Annotated in this window: 12 protein-coding genes; 6 read left to right on the forward strand and 6 right to left on the reverse strand. The window is 39.3% G+C overall.

The genetic code is table 11. The features are described 5' to 3' along the window. Positions 1-20: 20 nt before the first annotated feature. The 3 genes from BLV99_RS00175 to BLV99_RS00185 form a co-directional block, all read right to left on the reverse strand. Positions 21-1,613, reverse strand: a complete 1,593-nt coding sequence (locus BLV99_RS00175) for a peptide chain release factor 3 (protein WP_086183739.1) — start codon at positions 1,611-1,613, stop codon at positions 21-23. Positions 1,614-1,737: 124 nt separating this feature from the next. Next, positions 1,738-3,807 carry a putative bifunctional diguanylate cyclase/phosphodiesterase gene (locus BLV99_RS00180; protein ID WP_092686570.1) on the reverse strand — a complete coding sequence of 690 codons (2,070 nt, stop codon included), beginning with the start codon at positions 3,805-3,807 and terminating at the stop codon, positions 1,738-1,740. 451 nt (positions 3,808-4,258) lie between these two features. After that, entirely contained in the window at positions 4,259-6,457 is a 2,199-nt protein-coding gene (locus BLV99_RS00185) for a carboxy terminal-processing peptidase (RefSeq protein ID WP_092686572.1), read from the reverse strand. Between the two features lie 200 nt (positions 6,458-6,657). Between BLV99_RS00185 and nagZ the strand changes: the two genes are divergently transcribed. Beyond that, positions 6,658-7,680, forward strand: a complete 1,023-nt coding sequence (gene nagZ, locus BLV99_RS00190) for a beta-N-acetylhexosaminidase (protein WP_092686577.1) — start codon at positions 6,658-6,660, stop codon at positions 7,678-7,680. 184 nt (positions 7,681-7,864) lie between these two features. Then, complete coding sequence (locus BLV99_RS00195; protein ID WP_086183743.1) at positions 7,865-8,725, forward strand: class I SAM-dependent methyltransferase; 861 nt, start codon at positions 7,865-7,867, stop codon at positions 8,723-8,725. 29 nt (positions 8,726-8,754) lie between these two features. Here BLV99_RS00195 and BLV99_RS00200 read toward each other — a convergent pair whose 3' ends face one another. Further along, the gene (locus tag BLV99_RS00200; protein WP_092686580.1) at positions 8,755-10,086 is read right to left on the reverse strand and encodes an alpha/beta fold hydrolase; all 1,332 of its coding nucleotides are present in this window, start codon (positions 10,084-10,086) and stop codon (positions 8,755-8,757) included. Positions 10,087-10,390: 304 nt separating this feature from the next. Here BLV99_RS00200 and BLV99_RS00205 point away from each other — a divergent pair, with 304 nt between their 5' ends. From BLV99_RS00205 to pta, 4 genes are all read left to right on the forward strand, one after another. Next, positions 10,391-11,656 carry a glutamate-5-semialdehyde dehydrogenase gene (locus tag BLV99_RS00205; RefSeq protein ID WP_092686583.1) on the forward strand — a complete coding sequence of 422 codons (1,266 nt, stop codon included), beginning with the start codon at positions 10,391-10,393 and terminating at the stop codon, positions 11,654-11,656. A gap of 122 nt (positions 11,657-11,778) precedes the next feature. Further along, on the forward strand, positions 11,779-12,192 hold the full coding sequence (locus BLV99_RS00210; RefSeq protein WP_086183746.1) for a hypothetical protein: 414 nt from the start codon (positions 11,779-11,781) through the stop codon (positions 12,190-12,192). A 279-nt stretch (positions 12,193-12,471) separates the two neighbouring features. Further along, on the forward strand, positions 12,472-13,689 hold the full coding sequence (locus tag BLV99_RS00215; protein WP_086183747.1) for an acetate/propionate family kinase: 1,218 nt from the start codon (positions 12,472-12,474) through the stop codon (positions 13,687-13,689). 57 nt (positions 13,690-13,746) lie between these two features. After that, on the forward strand, positions 13,747-15,906 hold the full coding sequence (gene pta / locus BLV99_RS00220; RefSeq protein WP_092686586.1) for a phosphate acetyltransferase: 2,160 nt from the start codon (positions 13,747-13,749) through the stop codon (positions 15,904-15,906). An 853-nt stretch (positions 15,907-16,759) separates the two neighbouring features. On the opposite strand, the gene BLV99_RS00225 is transcribed toward pta, so the two are convergent. Together BLV99_RS00225 and BLV99_RS00230 are read right to left on the reverse strand one after the other, a co-directional pair. Continuing rightward, positions 16,760-17,110, reverse strand: coding sequence for a hypothetical protein (locus BLV99_RS00225; protein WP_092686589.1), 351 nt, complete (start codon positions 17,108-17,110; stop codon positions 16,760-16,762). A gap of 224 nt (positions 17,111-17,334) precedes the next feature. Then, positions 17,335-17,949 carry a class I SAM-dependent methyltransferase gene (locus BLV99_RS00230; protein ID WP_092686591.1) on the reverse strand — a complete coding sequence of 205 codons (615 nt, stop codon included), beginning with the start codon at positions 17,947-17,949 and terminating at the stop codon, positions 17,335-17,337. Positions 17,950-18,098 lie beyond the last annotated feature (149 nt).

An 18,098-nucleotide genomic window follows, 5' to 3' on the forward strand; every position in this document is an offset into this window, starting at 1 on the left:
TGTTTTATTTTTTATTCTATTTAGTGTTCGCGTGTCGCCCGGAATTGGATATCAGGGTAACGCTCTTGCATCAACTGTAAATTCACACGGCTTGGCGCAAGGTAGGTCAAATGACCGCCACCATCAAGGGACAATTGATCGTGGGCTTTTTTCTTAAACTCATTGAATTTCTTTTCATCATCACATGAAACCCAACGTACGGTATTGATGTTGACTGGCTCATACACACAATCTACTTTGTATTCTTCTTTCAATCGATAGGCAACCACATCAAACTGAAGAACACCGACTGCACCCACAATCAAATCATTGCTGATTTGCGGCATAAATACCTGTGTTGCACCTTCTTCTGAAAGCTCTTTCAAACCTTTTTGCAACTGTTTCGATTTTAACGGATCTTTTAAACGAACACGGCGGAACATTTCCGGTGCAAAGTGCGGAATACCAGTAAAGTGTAGATTTTCACCCGAGGTGAATGTATCACCAATTTGAATGGTTCCGTGGTTATGTAAACCAATAATGTCACCCGGCCACGCTTCTTCAAGCTGTTCGCGCTCACCTGCGAGGAATGTTAAGGCATCACTAATTCGTACATCTTTACCTAAACGTACATGATTCATTTTCAGACCTTTTTCATACTTACCTGAGCAGATACGCATGAAAGCAATACGGTCACGATGTTTCGGGTCCATATTGGCTTGAATTTTAAACACAAAACCAGAGAAGCCTTCTTCCGTTGCTTCAACGACACGTTCATGTGTTGGATGAGCTTTAGGTTCAGGTGCCCACTGAATAAATGTATTCAGCACGTGATCCACCGCAAAGTTACCCAAAGCCGTACCAAATAATACAGGTGTTTGTTTACCTTCTAGGAACAAGTCACGATCTAATGGCTCATTGGCCATTTGTACCAGCTCTAACGACTCTTCAAATGCGGCAAAAGCAAGTTCACCCACTTTTTCACGCAAGTCAGGATGGTCATAGCTATCACGAACTTCAATATCGGTAATGGTTGAACCAAAACCAGCCTTATACACATAAAATTTTTCTTCGAGTAGGTTGTATACCCCAGCGAAGTCACGTCCTGTACCCAGTGGCCATGTAATTGGCACACACTGAATTTTAAGAACATTTTCAATTTCATCCAAAAGCTCTAAAGGCTCACGGATTTCACGGTCCATTTTATTGACGAAAGAAATAATCGGTGTATCGCGCATACGACACACTTCCATTAATTTAATGGTTCGATCTTCAACACCTTTTGCACCGTCAATCACCATTAATGCAGAGTCAACCGCAGTTAATGTACGATAAGTATCTTCAGAAAAGTCTTCATGCCCTGGGGTATCTAATAAATTAATGACATGTTTTTTATAAGGAAACTGCATTACAGAGGTGGTGATGGAAATCCCACGCTCTTTTTCCATTTCCATCCAGTCAGACGTTGCAGCACGGTCTGACTTACGGCTTTTGACCATTCCTGCAACCTGAATTGCCTTACCCCATAACAACAGTTTTTCTGTCATGGTGGTTTTACCAGCATCGGGGTGGGAAATAATCGCGAACGTCCGTCGCTGAGCGACCTGTGCCGCTAATTCATCTTTAAAACTCATGAAAGATACCTACTGCAGAATGGCAGTGTAAAAGATCAGAACTGATCAATATAAAAATTTGCCGATATTGTAGCAGATCATCAAACTTTTGAAATGAGCTAAACTTGTTCAAAGAACATCTATCTTAACTTGAAAATGTATATTTAATCTCTTCCAAGTGATCAACCTTCACGGGCATTCCCAACAAATACCCTTGCAATTGCTGGCATCCTAAACGGGTTAAGATCTCCGCCTGCAATGGCGTTTCCACCCCTTCTGCTGTGACCACCAAGCCTAATTTAATTGCCAATTGAATAATACTCGCTAAAATCATTTCATCTTTTGAACCTATAGCAAGATCTTTAATAAATTCTCGATCTATTTTTAACTCATCAACAGGTAAATTTTTTAAATACAAAAAACTAGAATGTCCTGTACCAAAGTCATCAATGGCAAGTTTAATCCCCATCTGACGCAAACGGTTAAAACAACGAATACTGGCATCAATATGATGCATCGCGGTAGATTCAGTGATTTCAATTGCCAAATGATGCGGTTTAATTTGATACTTTTGAAATAAGCCTTCAAGCGTTGAAAACAGATGTTTGTGTTCAAATTGTACCGCAGACAAATTTACAGCCACAGGGAAATAATTTGAACCATTGCGCTCCCAAATTTGGATTTGTTTACAAGCTTGCTCGAGTGCCCAATACCCCATTGGAATAATCAGTCCGGTTTTTTCAGCACCAGGAATAAACATATTGGGTGGTAAAAGCCCTAAATTTGGATGATTCCAACGAATAAGTGCTTCTACGCCACAAATTTCACGATTTTTGGTGGTAAATTTAGGCTGATAAAACAGAACAAATTGTTGTTCTTCTACTGCTTTATATAAATCATTAATAAGTTTAGTTTGGCTTTTCGCTTCTTGTTGATCGGCCGTGAAATTAAAGAATGAATAGGTATTTCTGCCCTGATTTTTTGATGTCAACATTGCAGCATCAGCATTAATCAATAAATCTTGTAAATTATTGGCGTGATCTGGATACATCGCGATGCCGATACTACTCGAAATATTAATTTCTTTACCCGCAATTAAGAAACTGTCCTGTATCCATCCCAATACCTCTTCTGCGGTTTCACTAGCCGTGTCAATGGTTGCTCTTTCTAGCACCATCAGAAACTCATCACCACCGATACGCAGCAACTTTTCATTTGCCTTGAGTTTACTGTGAATCCGCGTAGCAAGCAGTACCAACAGTTGATCACCCACATGATGACCAAAAACATCATTTACTGCCTTAAAGCGATCTAAATCAATATAAAGAAAGGCAATTTTATCATCGCGATAACGATGCTCAGTAAATAAAAAATGTGAATATTCGGCTAAGAATAAACGGTTAGGCAACTTGGTTAAATTATCTTCCACTGCTCGATTGGCTAACTCACGATTGACTTTAGACAACTGTTTATTACGTGCTTCTAAGCGTTGTTCTAATACAGCCACACAAAATGTAGCAATTAAAATTAAGCTACTAATAAACACGATTGTAAATAAAATTAATCCTTGTCCCGTTTGATAATTCGAAACCAGCTGATCGGTATGGATAGAATCAAAAGACATTGCAGCCATACCGGTATAGTGCATAGCAACAATGGTAAAAGCCATCATCAATACAAGGTAGAGTTTAATATGAATCAGTTTATAGACCGCATTTTTATATTTAAAAGTCAGCCATAAAGTTAAGCCAGATCCACTAATGGCAATTAAAACAGAAAAAAGCGTTAATAATGGATCGTAGTGTATTTTATGCTGACCCAACACTAAGCCCATCATTCCGACATAGTGCATTCCAGAAATACCGAGCCCCATCAAAAGTGCACCCAAAATAAGGCGCATAAACGGTAATGTTTCTTTGGTGATTAACCACACAGCAAAGGTAGATGCAATAAATGCAATAATATAAGAAACAAAAACAAACCTGTAATCAGAAGAGTAAGTTGCTGGTAAATGGCTGGCCAGTATACCAACCAAATGCGTACACCATATTGCAGCACCTAAAACAAAGCCACTGATCACAAGAAGAATTTTTTTATACTTTTGAAACAGCTCACGAAATAATAATTGTTCAATCGATATTGCTAAATAGCAAACTAAAATAGCAACAATAATAGAACCTACAATGAGGCTAAAATCATAATGTATATGAATCATATTCAGCTTCCGTATTGGTTATATTTTTGTTTTAATCCGCATTATTAATATCAATTACCCTTTCACGAAAGTTTTTCGCCTCTAAAAAGTACTTATATAAAAAATCGATCAAAATAAGAATCTTATACTATTTCATTTTGGTCAAGTGGTAATTAGGCTATCCACTTTTATTTCTAATTTAGACATTTCATTAAGCAAACATAGATCAAACTTTTTTCAATTAACCCCACTCCGTTCATGTTTTTAATACTTAAAGTCACCACCTGTTAAGCTCAAGAATTGAACAACAAGTCTAATCTATTTAAAAAAAATCGCTATATCTTTTTACTGGCTGGTACAGATTAAACCGGCCTTATGCAATCCACAAAGACTAATATAGCGCCAAATAAAACCAGTCAGCTGAACTGACTGGTTTTTTAACATTTAAATAAACAATGCTGAATCAACCCTTCTATTGAGCAGAAACTTGGGTCGATTGTAATTTAGCATAATCCAATAAAACTTGAGCAGACTCAGTTACAAATACTTCTTCCTCAGCTAAAGCAGGTCGTTTTGCCGCTTTCATTTTGGCACGCGACTCAATCAAAGCATCTATTGAAGCTTGATAACTTTCCCAGTTGGCATACGGTTTTTGTCCTGTCACAATTCGACGTTGATTCTCGGACTCTAAGGTTTGCTGCTCTAACGCATTCAACTCTGTTTTACGCTGATCAATATCTAGTACCACACGTTTTTGCTCATCGGTTTTTTTAGCAATGGCTTTACGCTGTTCTAAATATTTAAATTGCGGATCATTCACCACCCGTTGTTGTGATAACTGGGCTAAGTTTTGTACATAAGGTTGTACAGAACCTTCGCGCTTAAAGGGTGCAGTTGGAATAGTGTCCCACTTCAAGGCATTTTTTGCCTTACGCTCACCAAACTCTTCATTGTAAATATCAACGAGTTTAATGTCTGGTACAACGCCTTTATTTTGAGTACTGCCGCCAGTAACGCGATAGAACTTGCGCTGCGTCAAAGTCGCTTGACCATAAGCCAAGGTGTCCAATTGCACTTGTGCTGTACCCTTGCCCGTAGTTGTGCTGCCAATCACAATACCGCGCTCATAATCCTGAATTGCAGCTGAATAAATTTCACTCGCAGATGCTGAAGCCAAATTGACCATTACCGCAAGAGGGCCTGCATAGGTTTGTGTGCCACCATCATTATCTTCAAATACGCTGACATTACCACTGCCATCACGTATTTGTACTACTGGACCGGTCTTAATCACTTGACCCAACATACGTGCAACTTCTTCAAGTGAGCCACCTGGGTTATTACGTAAATCAATAATAATCCCTTCAACATTCTTTGCAGCCAAAGATTTTAGTGCGTTGTTGGTGTCTTCAGACACCGAACGATATTCTGTGCCTGCACGACGCGCACGATAGTTCAAATAGAAAGATGGAATTTCAATCACACCAAAAGTATAATTTTTGCCATCACGCTTAATGTCAACTGTACGTGAACGTACGCCCGCATCTTCTTCTTGAATCACATCACGCACCAAACTCACGGTACGCGCTTGACCCATTGATGCACCAGCACCCAATAAACGTAAGGTGACTTTTGTGCCACGCTTACCACGGATTAAACCAACCACCTCACCACTTGACCAGCCCACGACATCGACCATTTTGTCGCCATCTTGCGCAACACCAATAATGCGATCACCCGATTTAATTTGACCTGACTTACTGGCAGGGCCACCTTCAACAATCGTTTCAATCTTGGTGTAGTCTTCGTTGCCACGTTCAGGACGAATTGAAACCCCAATCCCTTCTAATTGCAAAGTGGTTTGGCGGTTCAGCTCCATCGCATCTACAGGGGGAAAATAGTTGCTATGCGGATCATAGGTCAACATCATCGCATTTAAGGTTTTGTCCAAGACATCATCACTTTTCACACGACTGACACGCTCAAGTTGGCGCGTATAACGCTTGGTTAATGTTTGGACAGGCGTTAAATCCTCTGGACTGGTTAAATCTTGCCCATTGGCTAAAGTAGGATCATCTTTTAATGCTTTTTGTTTGGCAGCCTCTTCTTCTTTGCTAATGTTTAAGTTAATCAGCTGCGACACCAACATTTTTTGCCAATGTTTATGTTGCTCTTCTACAGAATTAAAATAAGGTGCTTTTTCACGATCGGTTTCAATATAAACATTACTTTGCTTTAAGTTTTGTGGTTTTTTCAATTCAGCCAACATGAATTGATAGAACTGTTTTAAACGCTCACGATATTGGGCATGAACTAAATAAGGACCCGATAAATCCCCTGCTTTTAATGCAGCGCCAAAAGTTGAACCATAATTTTTCTTATACTGTTCAACTTCAGAAGCTAAAAATAATGAATGATCTGCATCCAAACTATCTAAATAGAAATCAAGAATTCGATTAGAAGTATTGGCATCTAAGCGCATATTTAAGTAATGTTGACGGTCAACCAATGTTGCCAATTGGCGTGATACCAGTGCTTGTTCTTGTGTCGATTGAATGGTTTGAGGCGCTGCAACGGTATTATTGGCTGCAATTGCCTCGTTCATTACATGGGAAAAGAAAAATCCACCTGTCGCAATTGCAACGGCACAAGCTAATGTTTGAAGTTTCATAAATAATTCGTACTTCCTTGGTCTTTGACCAATATTACAACGTTGTTTTTCAGCATGAATTGAGTATATTCAAATTCTTAAACAACTTAATATGTGTATGTCGTGTAGTTTTATCATATTCTGTACTGTCAAAATGTAGCAAATCATTGCAGAATTCAGGTATTGTTTTTGCTTTATAAAATACCCACACGGACACCGATATGATTGGCGCATTGATGCTAGACATCGCTGGCACAGAACTTACTCAAGAAGATATTGAACTATTACAAGCACCGCAAGTAGGCGGCATGATTTTATTTTCTCGAAATATAGAATCACCAGAACAAGTTCGTGCTTTAACAGATCATATGCGTCGTGTAAGACCCGATATTTTAATTGCCGTTGATCAAGAAGGTGGTCGCGTGCAACGCTTAAAACAAGGTTTTACCTTGCTGCCTGCAATGGGTCGTTTAGGTGAACGCTATCTTAGTGACCCTGAACAAGCCCTTGCTTTAGCTGAACAATGTGGTTGGCTGATGGCAACCGAAGTCCTTGCTGTGGGGATCGACTTTAGCTTTGCACCTGTATTGGACTTAAATGATGTCAGCGATGTGATTGGTGACCGTGCATTTGCCCAAAATATTCAAGATATTGTGCCACTTGCCCGTGCATTTTTAGCAGGCATGAAACGTGCGGGTATGGCAAATACAGGAAAACATTTCCCCGGTCATGGTTCAGTCAAGGCCGATTCTCACGTTGCAGCACCTGTAGATTCACGTTGTTATGATGAAATCTATCACAAAGATATGCAGACTTTTATTCAACTCATGCCGCAACTTGATGCACTCATGCCAGCGCATGTGATTTACGATCAAGTCGACCCAAATCCAGCGGGTTTCTCACCTTATTGGATTCAAAAAGTCTTACGTCAAGAATTGAACTTTGAGGGTGTACTTTTTTCAGATGACTTAACCATGCAAGCTGCCTGTGTGGTCGGTGGTGCAGATGCGCGTATCCAAGCTGCACTCAAAGCAGGTTGTGATATGGGCTTAGTCTGTAATGACCGTTCAGCAGCGTGTACCGCTTTAGCAGGTATGCAGCAACTCCCCCTCCCTAATCAACAACGCTTGGAACGTATGCGTGGAAAAATCCCACCAATCACTGTGGGTCAAACCCTTGAATTAGGTGCTGAATGGAAAAAAGTGAAAGACAATATCGAAAACTTTAAAAAATCATTTAATTAATGCGACAAAAGGAACACGACAAAGTGTTCCTTTTTCTTTATGATAATTAAAAATAAAGTCAAAGACTTTTTAAATTGCTTAGCTCATTTTATCTTGCAAAAGAAATTTAAAAAAGCCGTGATGAAGGTAAAAAATCGAAGCAACTTACATTTAAAACTACAAAAACAGATAAGGTCAGGATGACATGACACAACAGCTTTCAGAACATCGACATATTTCATTTACTGCGCATTATACGGGCTATATTTGGTACAGCATGGGGATTTCCCACCCTGTTTTTGCGACATCTAAGGGTAAAATGCTGGCAAAATTGGTTCATCCTTTAGAAAGTTGGGCGGAAAAATTTGTCGGTGGCAGTATGCGTACTACACTCAAACAACGCCACAGTATGATTGACCAACATCTTATTCAACTAATTGAGCAGCACCCCGACTTACAAGTGCTGGAAATCGCCAGTGGTCTTTCACCGCGAGGATGGAATTTTCGCCAAAAATTTCCCAATATTGATTATCGTGAACTTGATTTACCCGATATGGCGAAAGTTAAAACCCGAGCTCTCCAAAAAATTGATTGCACTAGCCCCGAAGTTTTATCAGTCGATTTATTCACTGCGGACTTCGAACAAGCATTTCAAGTCTTTGATCCTACTCGCCCATTGGTGATAATTAGCGAAGGTTTAATTAACTACTTCAATAAAAACATGTTATTACAATTACTTCATGCCATTTCAAATTACGGCAAAAATTTCAAAGAATTGCATTACCTCACAGATATCTACCCTGAGCCAGTCAAAAATAAATTAGCCAATTTTATTTGGGGTTGCAGTAAATTACTGAAATTGATGTCGCGTAGCGCTTTTAGTTTTCACTTCGTTCATCCCCAACAGGCACAAAGTTTTTTCCAGCAAGCAGGCTTTGAACAGGTCAATATTACTCAACCGCAACTATATTTTGACCATCAAGCATCCTCTTTATCCTCTAACGAGGAACATCTAGGAGACTTGGTTTGGATGATTCATGCCCACATAAAAAACAGCGTTGATTAACGCTGTTTTTTATGCCGTATTAAAGAAAATTAACTCACCGCTTCTAATACGACAACAGCTTCTTTTTGTCGTTGTATATAGCGCATTAATCGCTCTGCCACCTCAAAACTGCCATGCTTAAATAAAGCCCGAATTTGTGTTGAACCTACGTCAAAAATTAAACATTCAATTTTAAATTGACCTTCTTCATCTTCCAAATGCAAAGCCAAATCACGTGGATATTGTTCCGCTTGTGCCGTTAAACCTTCAGTAAATTCAAGTAAAATGCCAAAGTAGTTTAAATCTACAATCTGGGTAGGTAGTTGCAAATCTGAATGACGATGGGTCAATAACGTCATTGGCTGTTGTACCGTAATGCGTTCTTCCCCACGACGCTCCAAGGTGAGCAATTGCGCCCGTGTCATGGGAATAATGCCTTCCACATTGTGAATGGACAGACCTTGTAAGAAGGTCGCAAATAAACTCATGGTTTCTTTACGACGTTGTAATTGTGGCACATGATCGGCATTGGCAATCATGGCAAATTCCATCTCTGGGCATTGCAGGGCAAAATTGGCATTTTCATGCGGCAAAGTAAAACTATCATATTGTCCACATGCCACCAGCACTTTACACTGTGGAATAGGCACATCGGTTAAACGCAGCAACCGATTACAGTTAATTTCATAGCGCTCTTGCTCGGTTGCCGTAAACTCCGCCATTTGCCTAAAAAACAAACGCTTTGCCGTAGGGGACATTCGCGTTTTATCCATTTTGGCATGATTAACCAAATATAAAATCACCGCCTGACCAAACTCGTCCATGCGTTGTTCTTTCATCAAATGCAAGGATTCTTCAAGCAACATCCGCCAACTTTTACGGGTTTTTTGCATCACTCCCATCAGAATCATGCGATCTACCAATTCTGGACGTTGCACAGCAAAACTTGAAGCCACCACCGACCCCAGCGACATTCCCATCACAGAAACTTTGGAAAGATTCTCGATATCCAACCATTGCCCTAACATACTGGCTAAATCGGGTAGCTCTAAAGTTCCGGCCGAAATACCCGTATCGCGGTTGCTGATTTGTTGATTTGCCCCCATTGAAGGCAAATCAATTAAAATGATTGGACCTGCGCTCAGCAACTGCTCAACACAGTATTTATAAGAATTAAAATTTTGAAATGCCCCGCCCACGATCACAATTGGCGTATTGTGCATCGTTTCAGGCTGAGCAATCGCCATATATTCAATTTTCCAGCCATCAATCCATGTAGTACGTGCAGGCGCTTTAAAACTGTTTCGATGATAAAGATCAAAAAAACTAACGTTCATATTTGATTGTTGTACTTCCGCGTCCATTTGGATCATGGAATTCATATCCCTTCCTCCATCCTTGCCTTATTGTTATTTTGCAAGAAAATATATATAGAATTTCTGCGCTGTACTGCATCCATTCTTGGCTTTAATTATCAGACGTCTATGTCCCTATATTTTCATTCTATACAGAGGATGATTTCACGTGCAACTTATTCCATCACCACTCATCTAAATTTACAAACAAAAAGAATTTCAAAATATTAACACCTGAAAAGTTTCAAAGATTTTTTTCAAGCGAGATGCTTCATTGTCGTGTTCCAGACTGTTACTATCAAAGGTGTAATTTCTAAGTGATCAAACCGCTATGCAAGATTCAATTGAACAATATATGCAAACGGTAGGACAACAAGCACGCCAAGCTTCTCGCGTGTTGGCAAGCGCTTCTACCCAAACTAAAAACCATGCTTTATCTGCAATTTACACTGCTTTACAAGACAGTGAAGCTGCAATTTTAGCTGCGAACCAAATGGATATGACCAAAGGTCGTAACAACCATTTGGACAGTGCATTACTTGATCGCTTAGAGCTTACTCCCACACGCTTTAAAGACATGTTACATGGCTTAAAAGATGTCATGAATTTGCTCGACCCAATTGGTGAAATCACCGATTTAGCCTATCGCCCTTCAGGTATTCAGTTGGGCAAAATGCGCGTACCTTTAGGTGTTGTGGGGATGATTTACGAATCACGTCCCAACGTCACTTTAGAAGCTGCATCACTGGCATTAAAGTCAGGCAATGCCATTATTTTGCGTGGTGGTTCTGAAGCATTAGAATCCAATAAAGCCATTGCCCAAGCCATTCAACATGGTTTAAAAGCATCTGGACTACCTGAAACTTCGGTACAAGTGGTGAATACCGCGGATCGTGCAGCAGTCGGACATCTGATTACCATGTCTGAATATGTCGATGTCATTGTGCCGCGCGGTGGTAAAAGCCTGATTGAACGAATTAGCAATGAGGCGCGTATTCCAGTGATTAAGCATCTGGATGGCAATTGTCATGTTTTTGTTGAAGCACAAGCCGATTTGCAAAAGGCCTTACCGATTGCTCTGAATGCCAAAACGCATCGTTACGGTGTGTGTAATGCTATGGAAAGCTTGCTGGTCGATGAGAAAGTGGCTGAAGAATTTTTGCCACGCATTGCTGAATTATATGCAGAAAAACAGGTTGAACTTCGTGGCTGCCGCGAAACACAGCGCATTCTCGGTTCAACGGTAAAACCTGCCAGCGAAGAAGATTGGTACACCGAATATTTAGGTCCAATTTTAGCCGTTAAAGTGGTGAGTGGCATTGATGAAGCCATTGAGCATATTAATAAATATGGATCACATCACACCGATGCCATTATTACTGAAAACTATAGCCTTGCCCGCCAATTCTTAGCACGTGTCGACTCAAGTTCGGTGATGATCAATGCCTCTACCCGTTTTGCCGATGGTTTTGAATATGGTTTAGGTGCCGAAATTGGTATTTCAACCGATAAAATTCATGCCCGTGGCCCTGTTGGACTCGAAGGTCTCACTTCACAAAAATGGGTGGTTTTCGGTGATGGTCAAATTCGCCAATAAACCCCTTTAATTCATTAAAGTATCCGTGTTCAGTTTCAAGCATGAAGCTGAACACAGTCACTACAATATCCCTGCGCTAAATTTCGTAACATCATAAAAACAACGATAAAAGGAAAAAGATGATGTTCTATTATTTAATGATCTGTACATTTTCATTGGCATTATTGGTTTCTTTTGGTGTCATGAAAATTTTTTCACATTCGATTAACCAAATTTTAGCGCGTATTATCAACGACCCCATTCACAGTGCTTGGGCTAAATACACCAAATTTGCGGGCATGGTGGTCGGCACGTCATCAGGGATTCGTATTTATGATATGGAAAAATACATCACACCACTGACCTATACCGATAGTGACAAAAAAATTGTCATTGAATTAACCCAAGAACGCTGGGTACTGGAAATTTACCGCACGATTATTGAAACCTTACAGGGCTTAGCTTGGATGATGCTGGTATTTTTTATGGTGGCATTAATTGCTTATGTAATCGTGCGTTGGTCAGAAATCAAATACCAATCCAAGCCTTCAGACTGAAACCAATCCAATGGTTCCAGATACATTATGCTACTGTTATACAAGCAACAATGTATTTGGCGAACAAAACATGACTATAAATAAAAACAATCACCTGATAAATTTTAAGTATTAATCGTTTTCAGGTCGATAGTGCTTAAGTCTAATCACCTAAAGTCTATCTTGGACAGAAAAAAAACACATGTTAAAACATCTTTAAAGATCCAGATTGCATTAAATCGTACTGCATGAAGATCACTACGGACAACTTAATTTCAATTAGAATTCGGGTATAAAAACGTGTCTACATCAGTATTAGTAATTAACTGCGGATCTTCATCAATTAAATATGCACTTGTTTCTGAACGTCGTGAAGATCGTATTTTTGGTTTGGCAGAAAATTTAGGTTCTGCTGAAGCACGCATCAAAGGCATTACCGCAGGTGGTGCTGCACTTGAACTTTCAATTCCACATGCCGACCATGAAAAGGCTTTGGAAACCATTTTAGAACGCTTATCGCATTATAATCCGCAAGCCATTGGTCATCGTGTAGTACATGGCGGCACACTGACCAAAGCAGAATTACTGACACCTGAAATTGTTGACCGTATTCGTGCAGCAACACCGCTTGCACCGCTTCATAACCCTGCACATTTGGTGGGTATTGACGCAACCATGCGCTTATTCCCTGAATTACCGCAAGTCGCTGTATTTGATACTGCATTCCATCAAACCATGCCTGCACATGCATACCGTTATGCATTACCTAAATTCTTGTATACAGAACATAATGTCCGTCGCTACGGTTTCCACGGTACTAGTCATGCCTATGTTTCAGAACGTGGTTCTTTACTTGCAGGCAGTTATAAACAAGGCGGCTGGCTTACCGCGCACTTGGGTAACGGTAGCTCGACATGTGCCATCTGGAATGGTGAAAGTGTCGATACTTCTATGGGCTTAACCCCATTAGAAGGTGTGGTGATGGGAACCCGTAGTGGTGATGTCGACCCAAGTCTCCATAGCTTCTTGGCAAGCAACTTAGGTTGGGATATTTATAAAATTGACAAAATGCTCAATAGCCAAAGTGGTTTATTAGGCTTGTCTGATTTATCCAATGACATGCGTACGCTGATTGAAGCATCAGAACAAGGCAATGAAGATGCAAGCATTGCAATTGAAGTGTTCTGCTATCGCCTCGCTAAATCACTGGCCGCTTTAAGCTGCGGCTTACCACGCCTTGATGGTTTATTCTTTACGGGTGGTATTGGTGAAAACTCTGCCTATATTCGTGAAAAAACACTGGCATACCTCCCTCACTTTGGCTTCAACTTAAGTAAAGAGCAAAACGATAACTTAAAGCGTGGCACTGAAGGTCGTATCGATGCGGGAACAGGCCCTCAAATTTGGGTTGTTCCGACCGATGAAGAAGGTCGTATCGCTAAAGAGACTGAGTATGTGGTGAGCCAAGAGGTGAATCAAGCAGCTGCAAAAAAGTCTAAAGATATTGCGATTGCTTAAGTGCTCGCAAACCTTATGCTCGGATTAAACCAATCTTTTATTATTTAGAATAAATTTATGAAAACAATTTTGCTGGTACCCACTGGAGAAGGTGTAGGTTTATCTTCAGCCTGCTTAGGACTTATTTACGCTTTGGAATGCCAAGGTGTAAAAGCAGGTTTTCTTAAACCTTTTTCACAAGAAGCGCATCAAGAATCAGACCGTTCAACGGCATTGTATCGCCATTTATCAAACAGCGAAACGGTTGAACCGATTCCTTATCTCAAGCTCATCCAACAACTCAACTTAGGTGAGAATGATGAGTTACTTGAAGATGCAGTACGATTACATCGCCAAATTGCTAAACATCATGATTTGATTATTGTCGAAGGTCTGGTGCCAAACAGTCGTGACGCATTTGCATCTACACTCAATGCCGCTTTGGCTCAGGCGCTGGATGCAAAAGTGATTATCGTCAGTAATGCCGATATTAACAAACCTGAAGTGACAGCTGAAAAAGTCGAAAATCAATTACGCTATTTGGGTGGAGCATCGTCTACCCGTATGGCTGGCGTATTGTTCATGCGTACTAAAGGCTTACCAGAAGACTCTGCTAAAATTCCTGTAACGATTGATCCAAATTTACGCTTGATTAGCGATACCAATAAATTTACCGCCAATATTCAAAAAACTCATGCACATATTGGGTCCGAAAAACTTCCAGTGATTGGTTTAGTCCCTTTTAGCAATACGCTGAGTGTGCCACGAATCTCTGATTTGGCCGCCCATATTTCAGCAGAATGGATTAACCAAGGTGAAGCTAAGCAACGTCGGGTATTACACAGCAGTTTAATTGCTTCAAATATTGAACATGAACTCAATAAATTTGTCGCGGGTGAACTGATTATTAGTGCCTCTGACCGCATTGATGTTTTATTGGCCAGTAGCTTAGCCACCAGCAATGGTGTTCCATTGGCAGGCTTAGTGCTGACTGAACATCACGAACCGAATGCTTCCGTTTTAGAGTTCTGTCAAGCTGCAATTAAAAATGGTTTACCGATTCTGCATACATCTTTAAGCACATTTGAAACAGCACAAAATCTTGCAAACTTAAGCAATGAAATTCCAATTGATGACACTGAACGTGCAGAACAAGTGACACGTTTCGTTTCTAGCCACATCAATGCCGATTGGATTGCACTGCTTTTAAATGGCTCATACAAACCGCGCTTATCCCCTTCAGCTTTCCGTCATGAATTGGTACAAAAATCAATTGCAGCGAAAAAACGTATTGTATTACCAGAAGGTGACGAGCCGCGTACCATTCAAGCAGCAGCAATCTGCCAATCACGTGGTATCGCACATTGTATCTTATTGGCAAAACCTGAAATTGTAGTTGAAGTCGCTAAAGCACGTAATATTGAATTACCGCATGATCTTGAAATTATTGATCCTGACCTGATTCGTGAAAACTATGTACCGAAAATGGTTGAACTACGCAAAGGTAAAATCAACGAACTACAAGCGCGTGAACAACTTCAAGATACTGTTGTTTTAGGGACGATGATGCTTGCTCTAGATCAAGTGGATGGCTTGGTCTCTGGTGCTGTACATACCACGGCCAATACTGTTCGCCCTGCATTCCAACTGATTAAAACTGCACCTGAATATTCATTGGTATCCTCTGTGTTCTTCATGTTGTTACCTGATGAAGTCTACGTTTATGGTGACTGTGCGATTAATCCAGATCCTGATGCTGAACAATTGGCTGAAATTGCCATTCAGTCTGCCGACTCTGCTAAAGCCTTTGGTATTGACCCACGTATTGCCATGATCTCTTATTCAACAGGAACATCGGGTGCTGGTGCAGAAGTTGAAAAAGTGGCGAAAGCGACTGAAATTGCCAAACAACGTCGTCCTGATCTACTTATTGATGGCCCACTACAATACGATGCGGCTTCGGTTGAAAGTGTTGGACGTTCAAAAGCCCCTGATTCACAAGTTGCTGGTCGTGCCAATGTGTTTATTTTCCCTGATTTGAACACAGGCAACACCACATATAAAGCCGTTCAACGCTCGGCAAATGTGGTGAGTGTAGGGCCAATGTTGCAAGGTTTAAATAAACCTGTAAATGACTTGTCTCGTGGTGCATTGGTCGATGATATTGTGTTCACCATTGCTTTGACGGCAATTCAGGCTGAACAACAAATTGAAGCCAAGGCCAGCAAAGCCTCTTAATTTCATTTAATTGTTTTCAAAGACCACTCTTTCGAGAGTGGTTTTTTTCATGTGAATTTTATATAACGACCATTATGTTAAATCCGATATAGAAAGCCAATAAACCTCCATTGTGTAATGGAATAAAATATATAATATTTTTCAAAACTAGGATTTATATCAGGAAAAGTAGAAGGGAAAGAATGACAAATTAGTTTTTGTTGCAAAATCCCAAGCAGAAAATCAGGAATAGACATTTTGAATACTTCCCAATTTAATGACCGAGCCTCATTTATAATGATGTTCCATTCTGCTAGAGACCCTGATACTTGCCAAAAAGTAGATCTCCATTATCAGTCATACTAAATGGAAAAATACTATTTTCTAAAGGGAAGAAATCATAGGGAATTTTCCCTCCATATTCCTTTAAATCATTATAAATTTTTGTTTGAATATATAGTTGGTCAACTAAATTAATATTAGTATTTTCTGAGAATGGATTAAAGATTGTTAAAAAATTGATCCAGAACCATAAGTTTATATAAACTCCTTATAATCATTAGGTATTATTAATTCTAAATTATCCTCTATAGCGCTCTATGAATGATTATTAAAAACATTAGCAATCTCTGATGGTTCTCTTGGTGGAGGCATATTTTTAATAATATCATCAAGAATCATTTTAAATATAAATAAAATTTATCACAAAAATTTAAAAAAATTACTCATATATAGTAAGAATTCAAAGCGCAACTTAGGCAAATATTATAAGGTAGGTTACTACTATCTAATTATTCATTTAATCTAAAATCAACATAATATACCTTATGCGAAATGCCCAAAGCATCGGCATTTCTAGCGATTATTTTAGTGGCTATTCAGAATTAAATAGCTCATGTAACCCTATCTCAGAAGGATCATTTAGCATGAATGTATTTTCTTGTGTTTTATAAGCTAATTCAAACTGTCCCTTTTCTTTGTCAATAATTCTAACACCATCAAAGACTGCAAAAACACCAAATAAGACATCATGAGCTATTAACTCCATTATGGTATTCACGTTATTAGTATTTTCTTCTGATAAGCTATTATACCATTCAGATAAATTTTTCATCTTAGGTGAAATACTTCTACCATGTGGACTTTTTAACCTAGAAATAACACCCTTGACTCCATCATCTTGAACATAGAGCCTAAGTGCATCAACAAACTCAGCGTTATCCATTATTATTTCCTCATTCTGATGGATGCTGCCACATCATTTTATTTACTTTTTCTAAAATTAACATAATACAGCTTATACGAAATACGCTTGTTAGAACCCATTTAAAAATCATTTACTTAATTCACATCAAAAAGCTCAACTTATGCTAATTAGGCTTTTTACATAACTAGTCGCGTTCCACGCTCATTATTTAATCATTATTCCACATTTTTATTTAGCATAATTTAATAAAGTTTTTGCGCTAACCACACCGTATGTCCTGTACATTCAACATCTTCAACGACCATTTTTATGACCTGAAAACCATGATCATTCAATAACGCTGTATATTCTTCAGGGGCAAGACTTGCATGATACAAAGCATCGCCAAACAAATCGCCTATCGCTTCACCATGGCTTGGCCCACTGCTAAACATCAGCGCCGTCCCTTGCTGTGCAAATCGTGTAAATTGACTAAACATCTGCCGTTGATCATTCGGTGTTAAATGAAAAAAACTATCCCACGCCAAAATAGCATTAAATTTTTGATCTAATTCAACGGTTCGCATGTCTGCTTGAAGCCAACGCTGTTCAGGAAAATTTTGCCTAGCCATTTCAATCATCACATCTGAACTATCGACAGCTATTATTTTATGATCATGCTGAATCAGATAATCTGCTATGGGTTTTCCCGAACCACAACCTAAATCTAATATTTCAGAATGTTGGGGAATGAATGATAAAAAATGATCTAACCATGTTTTTTCATACAGAAAATTGCCGCGTAATTCAGTCCATGCACGCGCATGTTTTTTATAAATTTCAATAATATTTTGCGCAGACTCGAACTGATTTTTCATGATTCAAAATTTCTTATGTTTTAAACAGTATACGTAAATTTAGATCATGATTTGAAGATTTGAAGATTTGAAGATTTGAAGATTTGAAGATTTGAATTTTTTTAAACAAAAAAAAGAAGATAAAGCTTAAGCCTGATCTTCTTGTTGAC

It is taken from the genome of Acinetobacter kyonggiensis (assembly GCF_900107285.1).
GTDB classification, from domain to species: Bacteria; Pseudomonadota; Gammaproteobacteria; order Pseudomonadales; family Moraxellaceae; genus Acinetobacter; species Acinetobacter kyonggiensis.